The organism is Streptomyces sp. NBC_01224 (genome assembly GCF_036002945.1).
Classification (GTDB): Bacteria; Actinomycetota; Actinomycetes; order Streptomycetales; family Streptomycetaceae; genus Streptomyces.
Genome location: NZ_CP108529.1, coordinates 715,627 through 734,388, shown reverse-complemented (window position 1 = coordinate 734,388; position 18,762 = coordinate 715,627). Strand labels below are relative to the sequence as shown.

At 71.3% G+C, this 18,762-nt stretch carries 10 protein-coding genes; 4 read left to right on the top strand and 6 right to left on the bottom strand.

Annotation, left to right across the window (positions count from 1 at the left end; genetic code table 11):
• Positions 1-15: 15 nt before the first annotated feature.
• Entirely contained in the window at positions 16-168 is a 153-nt protein-coding gene (locus OG609_RS03200; RefSeq protein ID WP_327271341.1) for a hypothetical protein, read from the bottom strand.
• 240 nt (positions 169-408) lie between these two features.
• On the opposite strand from OG609_RS03200, the gene OG609_RS03195 reads away from it, so the two are divergent.
• The gene (locus OG609_RS03195; RefSeq protein ID WP_327271340.1) at positions 409-1,014 is read left to right on the top strand and encodes a hypothetical protein; all 606 of its coding nucleotides are present in this window, start codon (positions 409-411) and stop codon (positions 1,012-1,014) included.
• A gap of 883 nt (positions 1,015-1,897) precedes the next feature.
• Here the strand turns inward: OG609_RS03195 and OG609_RS03190 are convergent.
• A complete protein-coding gene (locus tag OG609_RS03190) occupies positions 1,898-2,026 on the bottom strand; it encodes a hypothetical protein (RefSeq protein ID WP_327278400.1) in 129 nt (42 codons plus the stop codon).
• 316 nt (positions 2,027-2,342) lie between these two features.
• Between OG609_RS03190 and OG609_RS03185 the strand changes: the two genes are divergently transcribed.
• Genes OG609_RS03185 through OG609_RS03175 form a run of 3 tightly spaced genes read left to right on the top strand, consistent with a single transcriptional unit; the run spans position 2,343 to position 3,621 of the window.
• The gene (locus OG609_RS03185) at positions 2,343-2,804 is read left to right on the top strand and encodes an SRPBCC domain-containing protein (protein ID WP_327271339.1); all 462 of its coding nucleotides are present in this window, start codon (positions 2,343-2,345) and stop codon (positions 2,802-2,804) included.
• 5 nt (positions 2,805-2,809) lie between these two features.
• Positions 2,810-3,163: an ArsR/SmtB family transcription factor gene (locus tag OG609_RS03180; RefSeq protein WP_327271338.1), complete on the top strand. Its 354-nt coding sequence runs from the start codon at positions 2,810-2,812 to the stop codon at positions 3,161-3,163.
• A gap of 14 nt (positions 3,164-3,177) precedes the next feature.
• Positions 3,178-3,621, top strand: coding sequence for an SRPBCC family protein (locus tag OG609_RS03175; RefSeq protein ID WP_327271337.1), 444 nt, complete (start codon positions 3,178-3,180; stop codon positions 3,619-3,621).
• Positions 3,622-4,008: 387 nt separating this feature from the next.
• Here OG609_RS03175 and OG609_RS03165 read toward each other — a convergent pair whose 3' ends face one another.
• From OG609_RS03165 to OG609_RS03150, 4 genes are all read right to left on the bottom strand, one after another.
• Positions 4,009-4,140, bottom strand: coding sequence for a hypothetical protein (locus tag OG609_RS03165; protein ID WP_327271336.1), 132 nt, complete (start codon positions 4,138-4,140; stop codon positions 4,009-4,011).
• Between the two features lie 135 nt (positions 4,141-4,275).
• Complete coding sequence (locus OG609_RS03160; protein WP_327271335.1) at positions 4,276-10,989, bottom strand: polyketide synthase; 6,714 nt, start codon at positions 10,987-10,989, stop codon at positions 4,276-4,278.
• An 88-nt stretch (positions 10,990-11,077) separates the two neighbouring features.
• The gene (locus tag OG609_RS03155) at positions 11,078-17,173 is read right to left on the bottom strand and encodes an SDR family NAD(P)-dependent oxidoreductase (RefSeq protein WP_327271334.1); all 6,096 of its coding nucleotides are present in this window, start codon (positions 17,171-17,173) and stop codon (positions 11,078-11,080) included.
• Positions 17,170-18,753, bottom strand: coding sequence for a PfaD family polyunsaturated fatty acid/polyketide biosynthesis protein (locus tag OG609_RS03150; RefSeq protein WP_327271333.1), 1,584 nt, complete (start codon positions 18,751-18,753; stop codon positions 17,170-17,172). Before OG609_RS03150 ends, OG609_RS03155 begins: the two co-directional genes overlap by 4 nt.
• Positions 18,754-18,762: the final 9 nt, after the last annotated feature.

The window sequence follows — 18,762 nt, the reverse complement described above, 5'->3', positions numbered from 1 at the left end:
TGGGCGGTGCTGGGGTCAGTAGGAGTGGGGCGCGTACTGGCTCCAGTGGCCGAGGTGCGGCTTGAGCTTTGCGGCGCTGGGCTCGGGTGGCGTGAGGAAGTGCGGCGTCAAGGCGGTCTCGGGGAGATGCCGCGTGTGCGTGTCCGCGAGATCCCAGGTGGACCTCACTCGCGGAGGCCAGTGGGATCCTCCTCACATGGGCCCCCGGTTTCGCTGGGTGCTGAAGTTCCACGCGACAAACCTGTCCAAGGTCACCTGCAGTGCCAAATCAGCTGCAACAGCGAGAGATCCGCGGCACGTGTACTTTGATCGTTCTCCTACCACGTGAACGCCGCAAGCGGTACGTTCTATGCGCCCGACGCACATCACCGGGCATATGTCGCCATACGCGGAGGTGGAGCACAGATCATGAGGCTCGTGGGCGATCTCACCCTGGAGCGCGGCACCTCCCTGCATGAGAAGCCGGGTACAACTTGCACTGGGGTCTCAGCGAAGGGCCCGGCCGTTGAGTGGGAACTACGCCTTCCCGACCGCCCGTTGTTGACAGTGCACGACACCCGCTGGGACAACGGCGAACGAGACCTCGTGCTCTACCAGCCCACGGTCGTCCCCGAAATCCCCGCGGCGCTATCCAACCTGCACAACCGGCTGCGTGTCGGCATCGCTCGCGCGCCGGGAAACACAACCACCCTGCGCATCATGGCCTTCCCTGCCTGGGTGGACGGGGAACGCCCCAGGATCAAGAAGTCCCTCACCACGGCTCAGCTGGCGGCCAAGTACGGTCTCCAGCAGCTGCGTGACCTGACCGCGCGTCCGGGCGTTGCTCTGCACTCGGCCGGCGGCCGTGTCGACGTTCCTGGGTACGACGTGGATGATCCGCAGGACGATATACGTATCCAGCACGCCTTGTCCTTCCCGGTCGAGGACGATGAGACACCCGTGATCGCCTTCACCCACCTACGCGTGGTGCCCGTTCTCCGCCACGTCGGCTGGCTTTGCACGGTCGCCGTGTAACACACGGCGTTGGACGTCAGGCGCGTACGTCGCCTGCCTGCGTAGCGACCATGAGACGCACAGCGCCTGACATTGAGGGGTTACCCGTGAGCGATCACCGACCGAGCCAGCGCGTCAGTCTGGAGAAGGCGATCCGCGCGCTTCGCGGCCTATGGGACACCCAGCGCGCGCTTACCGCACTGCGCGACGCCGGTCATGAGGCAGAGGAAAAGCACACGCGACAGATCCTCCGCGATCTCGCGAGCAGCGGTCTGCTGGTCAAGGTGCAGGAGCGGCCGGTCCTAGTACCGCGCAGAGCCCATGAACGAGTGAGGCAGGCCCTCACGCGGCACGGGGCCCGGAGGGTACCGGTATAGCCCTTGGTCGGACAGTTCGTCCGTTTCCAGGAGGGGAGAAGTCTCCTGGCTCTGTCCACAGGCTCGTGGCCGCACCCTGCGGGGGAGTCGCAGTGATCCACGCGGTGACCGCTCTGTGAGGAGATCCGTATGCCGTACCTGATTCCCTCCCGTACGCCGCTCGTCTCGGAGCAGGTGGAGCGCGCCTTCGCCCACATCCCTGCCTTGCAGATGGGCGGTGGGACCGGAGTCGGTGTGCATCGTCCCGTGCCTATGAGTAACTGGCTTTCCCGGGGCGTCCGGCGGGTTCAGCAGCTCGTTCGTGAGGTTGATGCCGAGGGCGGCGGCGCGGTAGCGGGGTGGGGAGCGTCCTGCCGGCGGGCGCCGAAGGAGTCGATGAACACGTCGGGTGTCACGGAGCCTCCAGGCACATAGGGGTGGAGACGTCCGGAGCGCCGCCCCCGGTCGGCAAGGTCGGGACGGCGCTCCGCGGCGTCAGGGGTGTTACTCGGTGGTGGCGTTGGTGGCCACGAAAAACTGGTCGCTGCTCAGGTCCATGCGGCGTCCGTGCCCTGGGCGTGCTGGACCGCGGCGTATTCGTCGGCGGGCCGGCTGCCGCAGGGGTGGCCGGCGGGGAACCGCTCCAGGGCGGTGCGCGGGGTGGCGGTGGTTGTCATCGGGGGTGACCGCCGTTCTCGAAGGCGTCGCAGATCATTCGTCGACCCCGCCGGGCTGGTCCTGCGCTTGCTCGCCATCAGCTCCGCTCCTTTGTCACTCGCGACCGTCAACCGGGCCATACGTCGGGCCCGCCCGGCGGCCGGGCGCCCTGCTGGGCGGGCGCTTCTTGCGAGCGGCGATCCGGTTCAGCTCGGCGCGGACTCGCTCGGAAATCATGGGCAGGAAGAGGGGCGTCATTGCGCAACTAACGGTTGCACATGCCTGAGGAGGTCGGCTAGATTGATGCGCAACCAAACGTTGCAGAAGGTGGCAGGCATGGAACTCGGAACGATCGAGCGGGAGATCCACATCGACGCCTCACCCGAGGTCGTCTTCGACGTGGTGAGCAGTCCCGAGCACCTACGCGAGTGGTGGCCGGACGAGGCGGAGTTCCCGGCCGTGCCCGGGGGAGCGGGGCGGATCGGTTTCGGGGACTTCTCGCAGGGAGGCACCTGGGTGCAGTTCGCGGTCGTCGACGCCGTGCCGCCGCGGCGCTTCTCCTTCCGGTGGACCCACGACGAGGGGGAGTCGGCCGCCCCGGGCAACTCGAACCTGGTCGTCTTCGAACTCGAGCCCGCCGGGACAGGGACGCTCCTGCGGATGACCGAGAGCGGCTTCCGGGAGCGCGGCTGGGACGAGGCGAAGGCCGCCGCCAAGTACGCCGAGCACGTCACCGGCTGGGACTTCTACCTGCCGCGGCTGCCGGCGTACGCCGCGAAGGTCGGAGCGGGTGCATAAGCGTGATGGTGGACGACGACCTCTGGTCGGCGGTCGGTGACCCGACCCGGCGCCGGATGCTCGACCTGTTGCTGAGCGAAGGCAGCGGGACGGCGACCAGCCTGAGCGAGCACCTGCCGGTGACCCGTCAGGCGGTGGCGAAGCACCTCGTCGTCCTCGACCGGGTCGGCCTGGTGCACGCCACCACCGCCGGCCGCGAGAAGCAGTTCCGCGTCGATCAGGCCCAGCTCGCCCGCGCCGTCGCCCAACTCGCCGACGTCGGAGCTGCCTGGGGCTCCCGTCTCCAGCGCATCAAGCGCATCGCCGAGACGATCCAGCGCGGCAAGGACACAAACAACGAGACCGAGAAGAAGCAGTAGAGAGGAACACGGAGATGGCAGACATCCTTCACCGCATCGGAGTCGAGCAGTCCTCGCCGGAGCAGGTGTACGACGCGCTCACCACCCTGGACGGCCTGTCCGGCTGGTGGACCGAGAAGACGTCGGGGGAGACCGACCTCGGCGGCGTGATCGAGTTCCGGTTCGGGCCGGGCGGGTTCGACATGAAGGTCACCGGGCTCGATCCGGGCCGGCTCGTCCGCTGGGACGTCGTGGACGGACCGCAGGAGTGGATCGGCACCAGCGTGCAGTGGGACCTCCGACAGGACGGCGACTACACGATCGTGTTGTTCAAGCACGAGGGCTGGCGTGAGCCGGTCGAGTTCATGCACCACTGCAGCACCAAATGGGCCGTCTTCCTGATGAGCCTCAAGCGGCTCCTTGAGACCGGGGAAGGAGCCCCCGAGCCGCGCGACGTGAAGATCAGCGACTGGCACTGACCCGGCAACGCTCGCCGAGCCAGCCGTTCGCGCGGGCTTCGCGGATGCGCGTGGGTGGAAGCCGTTGAGGTGGGGGAAGCGGAGGTCGCCGAACGGGATCAGGCAGATCGGGCGCACGAGGGTGGCCTCCTGGTCGCTGGTGATGGACGCCGAACACTGGAGCGCCGCGCCCGGCCGGGAAGGTCGGGCGCGGCGCTCGGGGATGCGGTGCTACTCGGTGGTGGTGTTGGTGACCACGAGGAACTGGTCGCTGCTGAGGTCCATACCGACCTGGGCGTCGGTGCCCTGGGCGCGCCGGGCGGCGGCGTTTTCGTCGGTGGGTTACGATCCCGCGCGGCTGGCCGGCGAGGAACCGCTCCAGGACGGTGCGCGGCGAGCCGGCGGTCGTCATCGGGACGCAGCACCGTTCTCGCAGGCGTCGATCAGGCCGCCGATCGCGTCGGGGCCGGCCGCCTCACCGACCCACGTCCCGGACGCGGTGAAGACCGGGACATGGTCGCGGTCGGCATCGAACACCACGACGTAGATGCCGTACCGCCTCCAGCACCATCTCGTGCAGGAACTGCGCGGTACTGCATCTGATGCACGATCCGAACTCCTTGCAGACGGGTGACTTCTGCCGACGGGGCACCGCCCAGCCATCGGGATCACGATCTACATCTGGAGTACTGGTAGGTCCCCCGCCCGGAATGCCGCTGGACCGTCTCCGGGCACCACGCGCATGCCCAGCCCGCGTACGAGATAGATGCACGTGTCGTCGCCCCACAACGACGCCTCCGCGGTCGCATAGGGGCCTCGTGCGTCCCTGCCGGCCTCCAGGATCTCCATCTCCACCCTGATCAGCCGGTTGGCCGGGGTGATCTGACCGCGGTACGTCCAGGTAATCTCGCGGTCGGGTAGCACCGGCTCGAACCGGGGATGCGGGACACCCGCGGTCATGCCGCGTTCGAGCAGGTAGTACTGGAGCAGCTGGCACATGGCCTCGATACCCAATGAGCCCGGCTGCACCGGGTCCTGGAAGAAATGAGCCCTGAAGAACCACTCGCCCGCATCCACGTCCTTCTCCGACCGCAGTCGGCCGAGCCCCGCGCTGCCCGCGTCCGGCCAGTAACCGGTGATGCGGTCGAGCATCAGAAGCATGGGGCCGGGCAGGCGCACCGGGCCTGCGCAGTAGCGGGCGGGCCGGGCGGTGAGGTCGACGGTGTGACTGCAGGGTTCGTCGAGACGGGCCCGGTCCTGCGCCGACACCGCGAGGCCGGCCTGGTTGTCGAAGGACGAGGGCGGGAAGTATCCGAACACCGTGGACAGCTCGAAGAGCGGTTTACCGTCGGCCGTGCACCGGACCTCGAACGACTCGATGATCATGTCACCGCTGCGGGAGATACGGGTCAGTTCGGCGTGGGTGCGTACCGTCCGGGTCGCGGGGGTGACCTCGCCGGTGACGGTTCCCGAGCCGTCGAGGTTGCGGAACAACAGGTCCGTGCCGGTGGTCAGCGCGCTGCCTACGTACGAGGCCAGCCACCCGCACGGTTGCAGCGCGGTCTCCAGGAGGACGGCGAACGGCATCGTATGACCGCCGCTCTGCTCGAAATACCAGGCCAGGGCGGGCACGTCGTATTCGGCGACGACGCTGCTGCCCTCCCGCATGCCGCCCTGCGGGCCGTCCACCCCGGCGATACGGCTCATGAAGTGGTACGGGGGGCCGGGCAGGCGTGCGACCTTGCGGGTGCCGTCGAAGGGCTCGTACGCGGCGCCGAACGCCTCACTCGGCCGGCCCCACGCGCACGCCAGTAAGGAGGCGTAGCCGAAGGAGAATCCGTCCACCGCGGCCACCGGTCCGTTCTCGCGGTGTCCGGCCAGCCCGCCGAGCGTGGCGAGCGGCACCGGAGCACCTCCGGTCTGTACGGTGGACGGGCCCGACCGCCGCCAGTGCGACAGCGGCCAGTCGGGCACCAGCCGCAACGTCACGTCACTGCCATGGAACGCCTTGACCCCGTCCACGGTTCCCAGGACATCGGCGTGCAGCGTCGGCAGCGGCCCGGACGAGACACCGCGCACGAACACCTCGTACACGATCCGGTGGCTGTCCGGGGTCACCTGGCCACGGCAACTGGCCGAGCAGGGGGCGTTGTCGACGGGCTCGAAGCGCCATCCGTCCCTGTCCACGGTGAAGCCCATGGCCGCCAGGTAGAACGCCATCGCCTGGAGGCCGCCCTGGAGCATCAGGGTGCCAGGCATGCAGGGATCGTTCTTGAAGTGCCCCGCGAAGAACCAGTCGTCCGGCGAGACGGGCGTCTCGGCGCGCAGGTAGCCGCGGCCCCACGGTCCTCCGGACGGGTCGAACACGGTGACCTCGTGCAGCAGACGCAGCCGACCGCCGCCGATCCCGGGGGAGCGGACGTGGGCCGCGGTCGTCTCCCAGCCGGGACCGAAACAGTCCGCGGGCCGCCCCTCCGCCAGGGCCCGTACCCGCTCCGCGGTGAAGCCGGTCAGCTCGCAGCGCACCGCGGGCGGGTCGAGCGGCAGTGCGTCGCCGGGCCGGCAGTCGGCAGGGTCCCACCGCACACCACCGCTGCCGCCGAGTTCGGCCGGGGTGAAGAACCCGGCCCGGCCCTTGCGGACGCTGAGCCGGAGTTCGCCGTCCACGTGGCAGTCGTAGCGGAAGAAGAAAAGCCGGACGCCGTCGTGTTCGGCGTGGCCGTCGATGTGGATCTCGTAGCGCAGCGTGTCCCCCGCTTCGGGCGGGCTGCCGTGGAACGTCAACTCGCAGCCGAGCAGCCGGTAGACGCGCTCGCCCCGATTGAGGAGGTCGACGCCGAGCCAACTGAGCAGAAGCAGGTCCGCCTGGCCGGCCTCGACCATCAGACCGGTCGGCATGCGGCCCGTGGCATCGAGATACCAGCTGTCGGGGCGGACGTCGGTCTCGGTCCAGATCGTTCCGTCGGCGTGTACTGGTCCGGGCTCGACGAGCGCCGCCGGTACCGCGTCGATGCCGGTGACGCGGTCGGCGAGCAGCATGGGCGGTGCGGGCATCCGGGTCTGCACCGCGTACGCGTCCTGTGCGGCGAACCGTGCGCCGAAGAGCGCGGAGATCTGCCGGGAGGCGAGATGTTCGAGCTGGGCGCGGTCGAACTTCGGTCCTGGCAGCGGTCCGTGTGGAGACCTCGGTACAGGCTTCGGCCGAGTGGCGGGAACGTACTCGGGTCGTGGGGACGGCAGCGGCCCGGCAACGGTGGGAGCGACCGGGCGCGGCGTCGTGGGACCGGGCATCTGTACGGGGAACGCGGGCGTCCTGCCCCCTGCCCCGGCGCGTGTCAGCAAGGTGACCGCCTGGGCCGACATCCGCAGGAATCGCTGATGGGCCTCGGTGTGCCTGGCCGTGATCTCCTGGTGGAGCGCGATCGCCCGGCGGCTCTGCCGGGCGACCAGGGCACGGACGCTCGCCGGTTGTGGCTCCGAGGGCCGACCGGTCGGCTGTCCCTCCGGCAGCGGTCGCCGCACGGCACCGGGGGAGGACGCGGTGACTGCCGGTGTGCCGGGCCGGTCGGCCTCCAGGTCCGGCACCGGTGCCAGCTCGGGGGCCCTGGGCATGGTCACCGCGGACGCCTCCGGGGACGTCAGACGCGGAGTCCCGGGCACGGTCACCGTGACGGTGGGACCGGGGGTGGTGAGGTCCACGGCAGCCCTCCCGAGCTGTGCGAAGAGTTCGTGGGCACGCACCGGCACCCCGGCGACGACGAGTTCGGCCACCGCGAGACACAGCTGCCGCAGCCCCTGGTCGTGCGGGGCGTCCAGAGCGACGGCCACGTGGTCCCGGTCGCCGAGCACGCGCTTGATCCAGCCGGTGCACAGGCTGCGCGGCCCGTGCTCGACGAAGATCCGGACCCCATCGGTCCACGCCTGTTCGACGGTACCCGCGAAGTCGATGGTGTCGAGGCCCTGCGCGGTCAGTGCTTCGGCGACTCGCTCGGGCGTCGGGGAGTACGACTGCCCGGTGGCTCCGCTGTAGAACCGTACTCCGGGCACTTCGGTGGTGGGACGGTGGTGGACCTGGCGCCACTTGTCGCGAACGTCGGCCAACTCCGGTGCGTGGGCGGCCATGTCGTAGTCGATCGCGATCGCGCGGCCGGCGCCGAGCCGGGCCACGACGGCCGCGCACGCCCGCGACTCGCCGCCGATGACGCATACGCCGGGTGCGTTCACCGCCATCAGGTGGACTGCGGGTTCGGCCGCGAGTTCGGTACGAACCGTGTTGAGGGGCGCGCTGACCAGGTAGCTCGACCAGCGGGAGCCCTGGACGCCCACACGTTCCCATGCACGCCGGACCGCCCGGAGTTCACCGGTGAGTTCCGTCGTGAACAGACCGCTGTCCCTGGTGGCTTCGTACAGCCCCGCGGCGTCCTGCCAGGCACCCAGAGCCATCAGGGCAGCCGACTCGCCGGAGGAGTATCCGATGGCGGCGTCCGGCCGCAGACCGAGCAGCTGCCGGGTGAGTACGGTGTGGACGGTCGCGAGCTTGGCGGCGCCCCAGATCTGGTCGAGCACCCCCGCTGCCGATCGGGACCGCACCCGGGCGCCGACGGGCCCATGCTCTGCCCTGACGGTCTCGCCGAGCGAGGGCAGCGCGAGCATCAGCGCGTGGCCCATGCCCGGGTAGGAGGCCGAGCCGTTGGTGTACACGAAGGCGGTCTGCCCCTTCACCGGCTCGTCCCGGTACAGCACGTCGGCCGGTCGGATCCCGCCCTCCGTCAGCCAGCGTCGGGCGGCCTCCTTACGGCCCGGCAGCTCGACGTCGTCCTGAATCACGAGTGCCAGCCGGGCCGGGCCGTCGGAGGACTCCACACCGGACTCCAGCGCGGCCAGCACTTCTCGGCGGTCGCCCCCGGAGAAGAGGTGCAGACGCGGAGCCGGCCCCCGCAGCCAGGGCCGGGCGTCACCCGCGCGCAGCCGTGCCCGGGCGGGGGGCCCCTCCAGCGGTGACACGACGGCAGCCGCGGTCCGCGGAGACGCGCCGGTGTCCGCGGGCTCGTCCGGGCGCGGCACCGCGCGGTGCTGAAGGGCGGTCGCCGCGACCGCGACGGAGACCAACCCCTGGGCGGCGTGGGCACGGCCGAAGGTCGACGCAGGGTCGAACGCGGCGTCGGAACCGTCACCGATGACCATGTCGGGTTCGCCGGTGGACTCCTCGTCGAGCAAGGCGATCACGGTGTCGCCGTCCCTGCGGGCGGCGTCCAGAGGCTTGAGGACCAGGACCACGGCGGCGTCACCCGGATCGGCCTCATGGCCGAGTTCACGCAGGGCGGCCCGATGGACCGGCTCGCAGGACAGGTCGGCGGCACCGACGAGCGCGGCGTCCGCCTCGCCCGCCCGGACGGCCCGTGCCGCAAGGTCCAGCGCCACCAGGCCGGATGCCTCTTCCGCCGACACTGCGAAACCCGGCCCCGCCAGATCGAGCTGGGTGCTGATCCGGTTCGCCATGAGGTTGGGCAGGCTGCCGACCACCCGATCCGCGGTCATGGGCGGTGCGAAGGCGTCCTGGGCGTGGGCCGGCGACTCTGCGACAGCGGTCGGTCCGGCGTGCTCCAGCCAGTGGGGAAGCCGCCAGCGGGCACCGGAGCGTGCCACCCCGGGGTCGACGCCCATCCCGATGACCACCATGGTCCGCTCGCGGGGCAGCGAGACAGCCCGTACGGCCTCGCGGGCAGCCTCGAACACCAGGAGCTGCTGGGGCAAGGTCTGCTCCAGCGCCAGCGGCGGGAAGGACAGGTCCGTCAGTTCCACGGCGATCTCCGTGGCGGGACCCCGCCGTTCGCCGCCGAGCACCGCGCGGCGGAAGTCCTCGGCGCTGGTTCCGTCGCCGACCCGGGCGCCGAGGGCGACGATGGCCACCGGCGTGCGGCCCCCCTGCGATTCCGGCACCGGGACGCCGGGCGTCGGGCGGTCGGAGGATTCCGGGGCGAGGGAGCCGGAGTACGTGAGCGTCGCGGAGTCCGGAACCAGGGCGTCCGGTACCGCGCGGGCCGACGCGGGCACGGCGAAGACCGGGTCGCCGTCCGGGAAGTCCACGATCAGATGGGCGTTGGTGCCACCGAAACCGAAGGCGCTGACGGCTGCCCTGCGCGGCCCCGGCCATGGCTCCGGTGCGGTCAGCACCCGTAGCGGTGTGCCGCGCAGTCCGGTGATCGGACGCTCCGCGCCGAGCGTCGCCGGACGGATTCCCGTGCGCATGGCGCCAAGCACCTTCAGCAGCCCGGCCACGCCCGCCGAAGCCAGCAGGTGCCCGACGTTGGACTTCGCCGAACCGATGGGCACATCGTCTCCGGCAGCATAGATCCGGGCCATGCTGCGCGCTTCCACGGCATCCCCGAGCGGAGTTCCCGTCGCGTGGCACTCGACGAGCGAGACGGTCTCCGGCGCGATGTCCGCCGTGGCGTAGGCCAGGCGCATGGCACGTACCTGGCCCTCCTCCGCCGGGCTGAGCAGCCCGCCGCCGCGCCCGTCGTTGGACAGCCCGATACCGCGGATCACCCCGAGAACGGGCAGGTCGGCGGTGAGCGCCTCCGACAGTCGCACCAGAGCGACGAATCCGGCGCCTTCGCCGTGCATCAGCCCGTCGGCGTCCTGGTGGAAGGGGCGGCTGCGGCCGGTCCGGCTCACCGCGGACAGACCGCAGAACCCCACGTGCAGATAGAGGTTGTCGACCCGGTTGACCGCGCCGGCCACCATCAGGTCCGCCGTGCCATCGTGCAGGCGGTCACACGCCAGCTTGATCGCGTACAGCGACGAGGCACAGGCGGCGTCGAGCGCCCAGGCGCCCGCGCCGAGCCCGAGCGCCTGGGCCGCGAGATGGGCCGGGAGCCCGGACGAGAAGCGGTTGCGCGCGTCGGGCCGCCTCCGGCGTACGCCCGTCAGCAGGGCGTCGCGCAGGGAGGGGGGCTGGGCGGACAGCCATACGTGTTCGGCGAAGGCCGATCCCGCGGCCGTGGGAAAGGACAGGTTGCCCAGCACCAGGCCCGCGCGCGGCAGCGGACCCTCACGTCCGGCCTCCGTGAGTGCTTGCCGGGCACCGTACATGACCCACTGGAAGAGCGGGTCCAGTGCCAGGATCCGCTCCGGGGCGATGCGGAAGCCGCTCGGGTCGAAGGCGGACTCGAACCCCCGTACGTACCCGCCGACATCGGTCCAGGTGCGGTCCAGGTGCTCGTCCACCGAGCCCATGGCCCAGTGGTGCGGCAACCGCCATCGGCCGTCCGGAACGGCCGACAGGCTGTTCCGGCCCGCGGCGATGTTGTTCCAGAACGTGTCCGGATCGAGTGCGTCGGGCAGCACACAGCCCCGGCCGACGATGGCGATCGGTTCGAATCCCATACAGGTCTCACTTCATGACACGGACGCGGTGCGGCCGCGTGCGGTACGGACGGCTGTGCGCCGGGGCGACGGCAGTTGCCGGCAGGGCTCAGGAGGGACGGCGGACGAGTTCCACGCCGAGCAGTTCGATGCGCACGGACGCGTCGGGGTCGATCAGCGCGACGTCGCACCGTGCTCCCGTCTCGTGCGTCTTCCGCGCCCGAACCACGCACCGCATGGTCTCGGGTGCCGGGCCGCGCCGGTGCACCCTGCACTCCGCGACTGCCATGGGCAGCGTCGCCTCACCGAGTACGTTCTCCGCCCAGATCAGGGCGAGTTGGAGCGCGCCGTCCACGGCGGCCGGGTCGAGCGGCCAGTGGTCACCCGCCCAGTCCAGCGCGTGCAGGCCCACAACGGTCGCCTCGGCTCCGCGGCCGGAGACACCGTGCAGGGTGCGGATGGACTGGAACCGGGGGCCGTGGAACAGGGTCCGTCCGTCGTAGACCTCAGGGCGGGTCGGCGGCTCCAGCCCGTCCGGGGTGATCCACACGGCCGGATCGGGTTCCACGGCCTCGAACTCCAGCACGGCCCGGAAGTGCGCAACGCCGTCCTTGCCGCGCAGTTCCACCTCCAGGTCCGAGGGCGCACCGACCGTGCCGCGGCGGCCGTGCACGGTGATCCGGTGGCCGTCGCCGGCGAGTCGCGGCAGGACGAGCTTCTTGTACACCCGGACGTCGCGCAGGACGATCCGGTCGGTGGCAGGCCGCCAGGCGGCGGCCGCGCCGGTGAACCAGTTCAGGACCATCGCCACGGGCAGTACGGGAACTCCGGCGATCTGGTGGTCGGACAGCTGCGGATGGCTGCTCTCCCGGATCAGCACCTGCGCCGGGCGAGGATCGCCGACAGGCGTCATGGCTGCCGGATCGTCGCCGGCCGCGATGACGACGCGCGGTTCGCCGACCGTACCGTCCAACTCGGCCGAGAAGGCGGCGGCGCCCTGCTCCAGGGGGATGAGCGCGACGCCGGCGCGGCCGAAGTGCCCGGCCAGGGCGGGGGTGACCATTCCGCCGTGCCACGGGCCCCAGGCCACGGAACGCACCAGGCAGTCGGGGCGGCGGGACCGCTCGGCGGACGCCACGTGATTGAGCACCTCATTGGCCATGGCGTAGTCGCTCTGTCCCTCGTTGCCGAACACGGCGGCCACCGAGGAGAACAGGCAGATCACGTCGAGTGGATCGTCCGCCGTCGCGGCCAGCAGCGCGCGCAGGCCGTCCACCTTGGTGGACATCACCCGGTCGAACTGCTCGTCGGTCTTGTCGGCGATCCGCTTGTCGGCCAGTACCCCGGCGCCGTGCACGATGCCGGTGATCGGACCCCACGATTCGCGTACGTCGCGCAGCGCGGCGGCGAGCGACTCGCCATCCCTTGTGTCGACCGGGACGTAGCGGGCGGCGGAGCCCGCCGCCGTCAGCGCCGCCAGCGTCGCCCGTACCTCGCGAGCCGCCAGGATCTCCCGGGCCCGGACGGCGATCTCGGCCGGGGAGGATCCATCCGCGTCCCCGGCGGAGCGCGCGGCGAGCAGACGGGTGAGCGCGGGTTCGTCGGCGGCCGACTCCAGCCCGGGCGTCTCGGTGGCCGGTTCGGTCCGGCCGAGCAGCACGATCCGGGGCCGGTGTGTCCTGGCCAGGTCCAGCAGCGCGGCGGCGGTCACCCCGCGTGCCCCTCCGGTGGCCACGATCACCGACTCCGAAGTGATCCTCGTCGCGCCGCCGGGTGTCAGAGGTGCGGGGACCGCCCGTGGGATGGTGCGGGTACCGTCCGCGCGAAGGCCGACCTCCGTCTCGGGGCCGCCTTCGAGGAGTTCACGCACGATCGCCTCGGCGACCGTGTCGAGGTCGCGCCCGCCGGCCTCGCAGTCGATCGCCTTGACCGAAGCTCCCGGCCACTCCTTCGCCGCGGTCCTGGCCAGACCGGCGATCCCGCCGAGCCACGCGCGATCGGGCCGGCGGCCGTCGAGCCCGAAGTCACCACCGGTGTCCTGCACGGTCACGAACAGCCCGCCCCGTGAGGCCATCCGCGCCGCGACCGAACGAGCCGCGTGGAACGCCGAACGGTGGACTTCCCGTGCCTCGTCCGGCGAGCCGGTCCCGGTCAGCCCGCCGAGGTGGACAACACCGTGCGCGTTCTCCGGCACGTCCGTCACAGCGGTGGCGTCGATGCCGTGTGCGGTCAGCTTCCGCGCCACGAGACCGGCGATTCCGGCGTCGTCGATGCCGTCACTGTCCCCTCCGGTCACCACGAGCGGCCCGTCCCCGAGGGCAGCCACGGCCAGGCCGGACGCGGGTGATTCCGCCGTACGCGGGACCAGCCTGGTCAATGCCGCGCGCTGCGGCGGCTCGGTGCGCATGGCCGGGATCTCCGGGACTGCGGCAACCTCCGTGGTGCCCGGGGCGGCAGCCGCGGCCAGGGAGTCCGGTGCTGCAGCCCCGGGAGACACCGGGCCGGTGCCCGCGGTGAGTGCGTCGACGATTTCGCGCAGGGTGCGGAGTCTGCCGAGCTGGGCGATGCTCTCCGCCGGCGCGTCGCCCGTCCGCTGACGTACGGCGGACAGGATCTCGACGCGCTTGATCGAGTCGACTCCCAGATCCGCTTCCAGATCCATGTCCACGTTGAGCATGTCCGTCGGATAGCCGGTGAGCCGGGCCACCACCGAGAGCAGCAGTTCTTCGAGTGCCTGCGCCGACAGGGCCACCGCCGGCGTGATGTCCGGATGGGTGTCCGGGGCCCGGTCCTCGGCGGTCGACGGTCCGGGGGAAGGCAGTCGGGCGGGCGGCCCGGCGAGCACCGCAGGCGTGGGGGCCTCGAACAGCACGGGCGCCGGGGGCTGCGGCACGGCCTGTGTCCGCGCGGCCGACGACTGCTCCGGGAGCAGTGACGGTGACCGCTGGGGGAGCAGCGGTGGTGACGAGGAAGCTGTGTCATCGAGCACGCCGTTGACGCCCTGCGCTCCCAGCATCGCGCAAAGGGTCGTCTCGGTCATCCTCAGGAACGTCATATGACTGTCGATCAGCATGCGCTGACAGGCCGCGTGGGCTTCCGCCGTCTGCCGCTGGACACTCTCGACCATGGCGTACCAGTCGGAGCCCGCAGAGGACGCGGGCACGGACAGGGGTGCAGACGCGAGCACCGGTTCGTACGCGGACACCGGCTCGTCTGCGGGCGTCGGGGCTACCGGGGCCTCCGGTACGGGTACGGATTCCGCCTGCTGCCCGGGCGGGTTGGGCGAGTCGGGCCGGGCCGGCTCACTCGGCGCGGGCAGTACGGCGGCCCCACCGGCGGGCGGGTAGGGCTGACCGTAGTTGGCTCCGCTGATCTTCACGGTCATTCGGGGCTTGCGCTCCTTCGCTGGTGCTCCGGGCGGCCCGTAAGGCGCCCAGAGGTGGTCGTAATCGAGTGGGATGCCGCGTACGGCGAGTCGGCCGAGCGCGGTGTGCAGGCTGCTGACTCCGGACCGGCCCGGCCGGTCCAGGGGGATTGCCGCGTGCTCGCGGTCGCCGAGGATCTGCCCGACCAGACCGGTCAGCGTGGTGCCCGCGCCGACCTCGACGAAGGTCCGGACCCCCGCGGCGTACATCGCCTCGATCTGGTCGTGGAAGAGCACCGGTGAGGCAAGTTGGCGGGCGAGCCTGCGGCGCACCTCGTCGGGCGGTGCGGGGTACGGTGCCGCGTCCGCGTTGCCGTAGACCTCGATCCGGGGCTCCGTGAGCGGGATCCCGCTCAGGAAGGCGGAGAGCCGTTCACCCGCCGGGGCGACCAGCGGGCTGTGGAAGGCGGTCGATGTGTTCAACCGCCGGGTGTCGACGTCCTCGGCTGCGAAGGCCTTCTCCACGACCGCGATCGCCTCGGTCGTGCCGGAGAGCACCACCTGCCGGGGGGCGTTGTGGTTCGCCGGCCAGACGTCGTCGAGCCCGATGCCGGCAAGGACCGCCGCCACCCGCTCGCGGTCCGCACCGACGGCGAGCATCGCGCCCGGAGCGACGGCCGCGTCCCGCATCAATGTGCCGCGCTTGCGGGCCAGAGCGACCAGGGACTCGGCGTCCAGGACGCCGGCGCAGTGCAGGGCCACCAGTTCGCCGAAGCTGTGGCCCGCCGCGCAGTCCGGCCGCAGACCGAGCCCACGCGCCACTTCGAGCAGGGCGAGACTGTGCACCGCCAGCGCGGGCTGCGCCCACTCGGTGGCGGCCAGCCGCGAACGCCGGGCCGCACGTTCCTCGTCGGTGAAGGCCGGCGGGGGGAACACCACCCGGTGCAGGGGGCAGCCGTCAAACCCGGCACTGCCCAGCCGGTCCCAGACCGCCTGGGCATCCGGTGAAAGCATGGCCAGATCGGCGCCCATGCCCACGTACTGGGCGCCCTGTCCGGGGAAGAGGAAACCGATCCGGCCGGGCGCGGGGGTCCCGGTGGCGTACTGGATACCGGTCGGCGTGGAGAACGCGGTGTCCGGCCGCTGCCGGATCAGCGCGGTCGCAGCGGCGAACTTCTCGGCCAGGTCCTCGGTGTCGGTGGCGACGACGGCCAGCCGCACCGGGTCGGTGGGCGAGAACGTGCTGTGGCTCTCCCGTGCGATCGCGGCCAGCGAACGGTCGCCGTCGAAAGCCGATGCCTGCAGAGCGGACGGCGAAGAGGCGCTGAACAGGACGAGTTCGGTCGGAGCGGAGCGGTGGCGCCACGCCGTACCGCCCGATGCATCCGACGGCACGTACTCCTCCAGCGTGACATGGAAATTGCTGCCCCCGAAGCCGAAGCTCGACACCGACGCCCGGCGGGGGTGGTCGGGTGAGCGCACCCACGGGCGCGCCTGGGTGTTGACGTAGAACGGGCTGTCCGAGGCAGTGGTCGCAGGGCTGGGCCGGTCGACCTTGATGGTCGGAGGCAGCACCTTGTGGTGCAGGGACATGACCGCCTTGAGCAGCCCTGCCGCGCCCGCCGCGCATTTGGTGTGGCCGATCTGCGACTTGACCGAGCCGATCGCGCACCACTGCTGGTCCGTGCGCCTCGATGCCCCGAACACAGTGCGCAGCGAGGTCAGTTCGGCAGCGTCTCCGGCCTTGGTTCCGGTGCCGTGCGCCTCGACCAGCTCGACGGTGTCCGGGCCGTAGCCTGCCTCCTCGTAGGCGCGCCGCAGGGCCCGCGCCTGTCCGTCGGGCAGGGGCGCGTAGATCGCGGTGCTCCTGCCGTCGGACGAGGTGCCGATTCCGCGGATCACCGCATGGATCCGGTCGCCGTCCCGTTCCGCGTCGGACAGCCGCTTGAGGGCGTACATGACGACGGCCTCGCCGAGCATCGTGCCGTCCGCCGCTTCGGAGAACGGCCGGCAGTCACCGGTGGGGGACAGCGCGGGTGTCTTGGAGAAGCACAGGAACATGCCGATGTCGTTCCCGGTGTCGACGCCGCCGCTGATCACCAGGTCGGACCGGCCGAGCGCCAGCTCACCGACCGCCGTGGACAGTGCCGCCAAGGAGCTGGCGCAGGCCGCGTCGGTGGTGTGGTTGGTGCCGTGCAGGTCGAACCGGTTGGCGATCCGGCCCGCGACGACATTGCCGAGCAGTCCGGGGAAGGTCGATTCCTGCCAGGGTGTGAAGTGCTCCGTGATGCGGTCGCACGCGGCCTGCGCTTCGGCCTCCGCAAGGCCGCTCTCCCGCAACGCCTTGAGCCATAGCGGGCGGTGGGCGCGCCCGTACATGTGCGGAAGCAACTGCAGGGCGGCCGCGCCGAGGACGACGCCGACCCGGTCCCGGTCCATGCGCGCCAGACCGCCGGCGTCGGCGAGCACCTGGTCGGCGACCATCAGGGCGAGCAACTGGGCGGTGTCCGTCGCCGGCAGGTTGGCGGGTGGCACGCCGTAGGCCAGCGGATCGAAGTCCACCTCCGGCAGGAACGCGCCCCTGCGGGCGTAGGTCTTGTCGGGGGCGGCCGGATCGGGATCGTAGTGGTCCTCCACGAGCCAGCGTGAGGCGGGGACTTCGGTGATCAGGTCCTGACCGCCGACCACGATCCGCCAATAGCCTGCCGCGTCCGTCGCGCCGGGAACCAGCGCGCCGATGCCGACCACGGCGACGGGTACCTGGCGGTGGGTGGCGAACACTGGCTCTCCCTGGTGTCGAACGAATGCTGCTGATGTCTCCGGGGCACCGGGGCCCGTCATGCGAGCCTGCACGGTGTGTAGGCGAACGCCGAAGCCGGCAGCGGGACGCCGTAGGTGCGCAGTTGGTGAGCGCGGGTGAGCACGGCCGCGCCTTCGAGGAGGTTGAGCGCGATCTGCACCACGGACCGGTTCGCCGGTTCGGCCAGGAAGGTGCCCGCGGCCCACCGGTTGAACGCGCCCATCGCGGGCCCGCACCAGATCTGGTAGTCGGTACGCCGTGCCGGTTCCCCGGTGATCGCCCATCGGCTGGAGTTCCCGAGGTACCAGCGGAAGACCAACGCCATACGGTGCTTGGGGTCGGCCTCCGCGCGAATGACCTCCGACGGGTCGCGCTGGTGCCAGAACTCGCGTGTGCGCTGCCAGACCTCGTCGATCGGGGCGCGCAGCACGTCGCGTTCGATGGTGGCGCGCAACGGCTGCGGGAGTTCCTCCAGCGAGCCGTGCTCCTGGTACGCCGCGTGGAGCCGGGCGGCTCGCTGGGCGAACATGGTCCCGCGGGCGAGTACTTGCAGCTTGACGCCCAACTCGAACATGTCGGCCGCCGGTGCCATGGTCACGTCCGCGATGTCGGCCTCGGAGAGCATCGTCTTGGCCTCGTCGGACAGACCCGCCTCCGTGGCGGTCTGGTTCACCGATCCGATGACCACGTAGGAGGCGCCGAGCGCGAACGCGGCGGCCACCGCGCTCGGCGTGCCCAGCCCGCCGGCCGCGCCGATCCTTACCGGTTGGTGGTAGCCGAACCGGCGGGTGAGTTCGTCGCGCAGGAGGACGATTCGCGGCAGCAGTGCCGCCAGTGGGCGGTTGTCGGTGTGCCCGCCGCTGTCGGCCTCCACGGTGATGTCCTCGGCCACCGGCACCCGTGCGGCCAGGTCGGCTTCCTCGGAGGTCAGTTCTCCCTGGGCGACGAGCCGGCGCAGCAGCTCGGACGGTGCGGGCGAAAGGAACTGCCGGGCCACCTCGGGGCGGGAGACCTTGGCGAGCATCCGGGAACGCCGGGTGATCCGGCCGTCGGCACCCCGGCGCAGTCCCAGGGCCGAGCACAGCACGACGGCAGGGGTCAGTTCCATGAACGCCGAGGCCGAGATCCGGGGTACGCCGTGTCGCAGCAACAGCTTGGCGACGCGGAACTCCAGCGCGGGCTCGGCCGGTGAATGGATGAGGTTCACGCCCCAGTTCGGACTGTCCGGCAGCTCGTCGGCCAACGTGCGCACGGCCCGCTCGACGTCGGCGTATCCGAGGCCACCCGCGCCGAAGAACCCGAGCATCTCCGCCCGGGCCATCGCGGTCACCATCCGGGTGGTGGCGATGCCGTTCGCCATCTCGCCCGCCACGTAGGGGAAACGGACGCCGTGCGCCTCGCAGAAGGTGCGCCCGCCGAGCCACTCGGGATACAGCGGGGGCAGCGTACCGAGCACCGGGCCGCTGGGCCGGGGGCCGGTGGCAAGGCCCAGCTCACGGCCGGTCGGGTCGGTGACGATGTGCACGTGTTCCCGGATCCGCCGGGCACGGGCGGCGATCCCTTCGGCGGAGAGGACCGGCGGGGGCGCGGCGGCGAGGTCGGGACCAGCGAGGACGGACAAGGGCGGGCT

Coding starts and splice junctions, on each gene's coding strand:
- OG609_RS03195 (WP_327271340.1), top strand. CDS start 409: ATGAGGCTCGTGGGCGATCTCACCCTGGAGCGCGGCACCTCCCTGCAT.
- OG609_RS03190 (WP_327278400.1), bottom strand. CDS start 2,026: ATGACAACCACCGCCACCCCGCGCACCGCCCTGGAGCGGTTCCCCGCC.
- OG609_RS03185 (WP_327271339.1), top strand. CDS start 2,343: ATGGAACTCGGAACGATCGAGCGGGAGATCCACATCGACGCCTCACCC.
- OG609_RS03180 (WP_327271338.1), top strand. CDS start 2,810: ATGGTGGACGACGACCTCTGGTCGGCGGTCGGTGACCCGACCCGGCGC.
- OG609_RS03175 (WP_327271337.1), top strand. CDS start 3,178: ATGGCAGACATCCTTCACCGCATCGGAGTCGAGCAGTCCTCGCCGGAG.
- OG609_RS03160 (WP_327271335.1), bottom strand. CDS start 10,989: ATGGGATTCGAACCGATCGCCATCGTCGGCCGGGGCTGTGTGCTGCCC.
- OG609_RS03155 (WP_327271334.1), bottom strand. CDS start 17,173: ATGACGGGCCCCGGTGCCCCGGAGACATCAGCAGCATTCGTTCGACAC.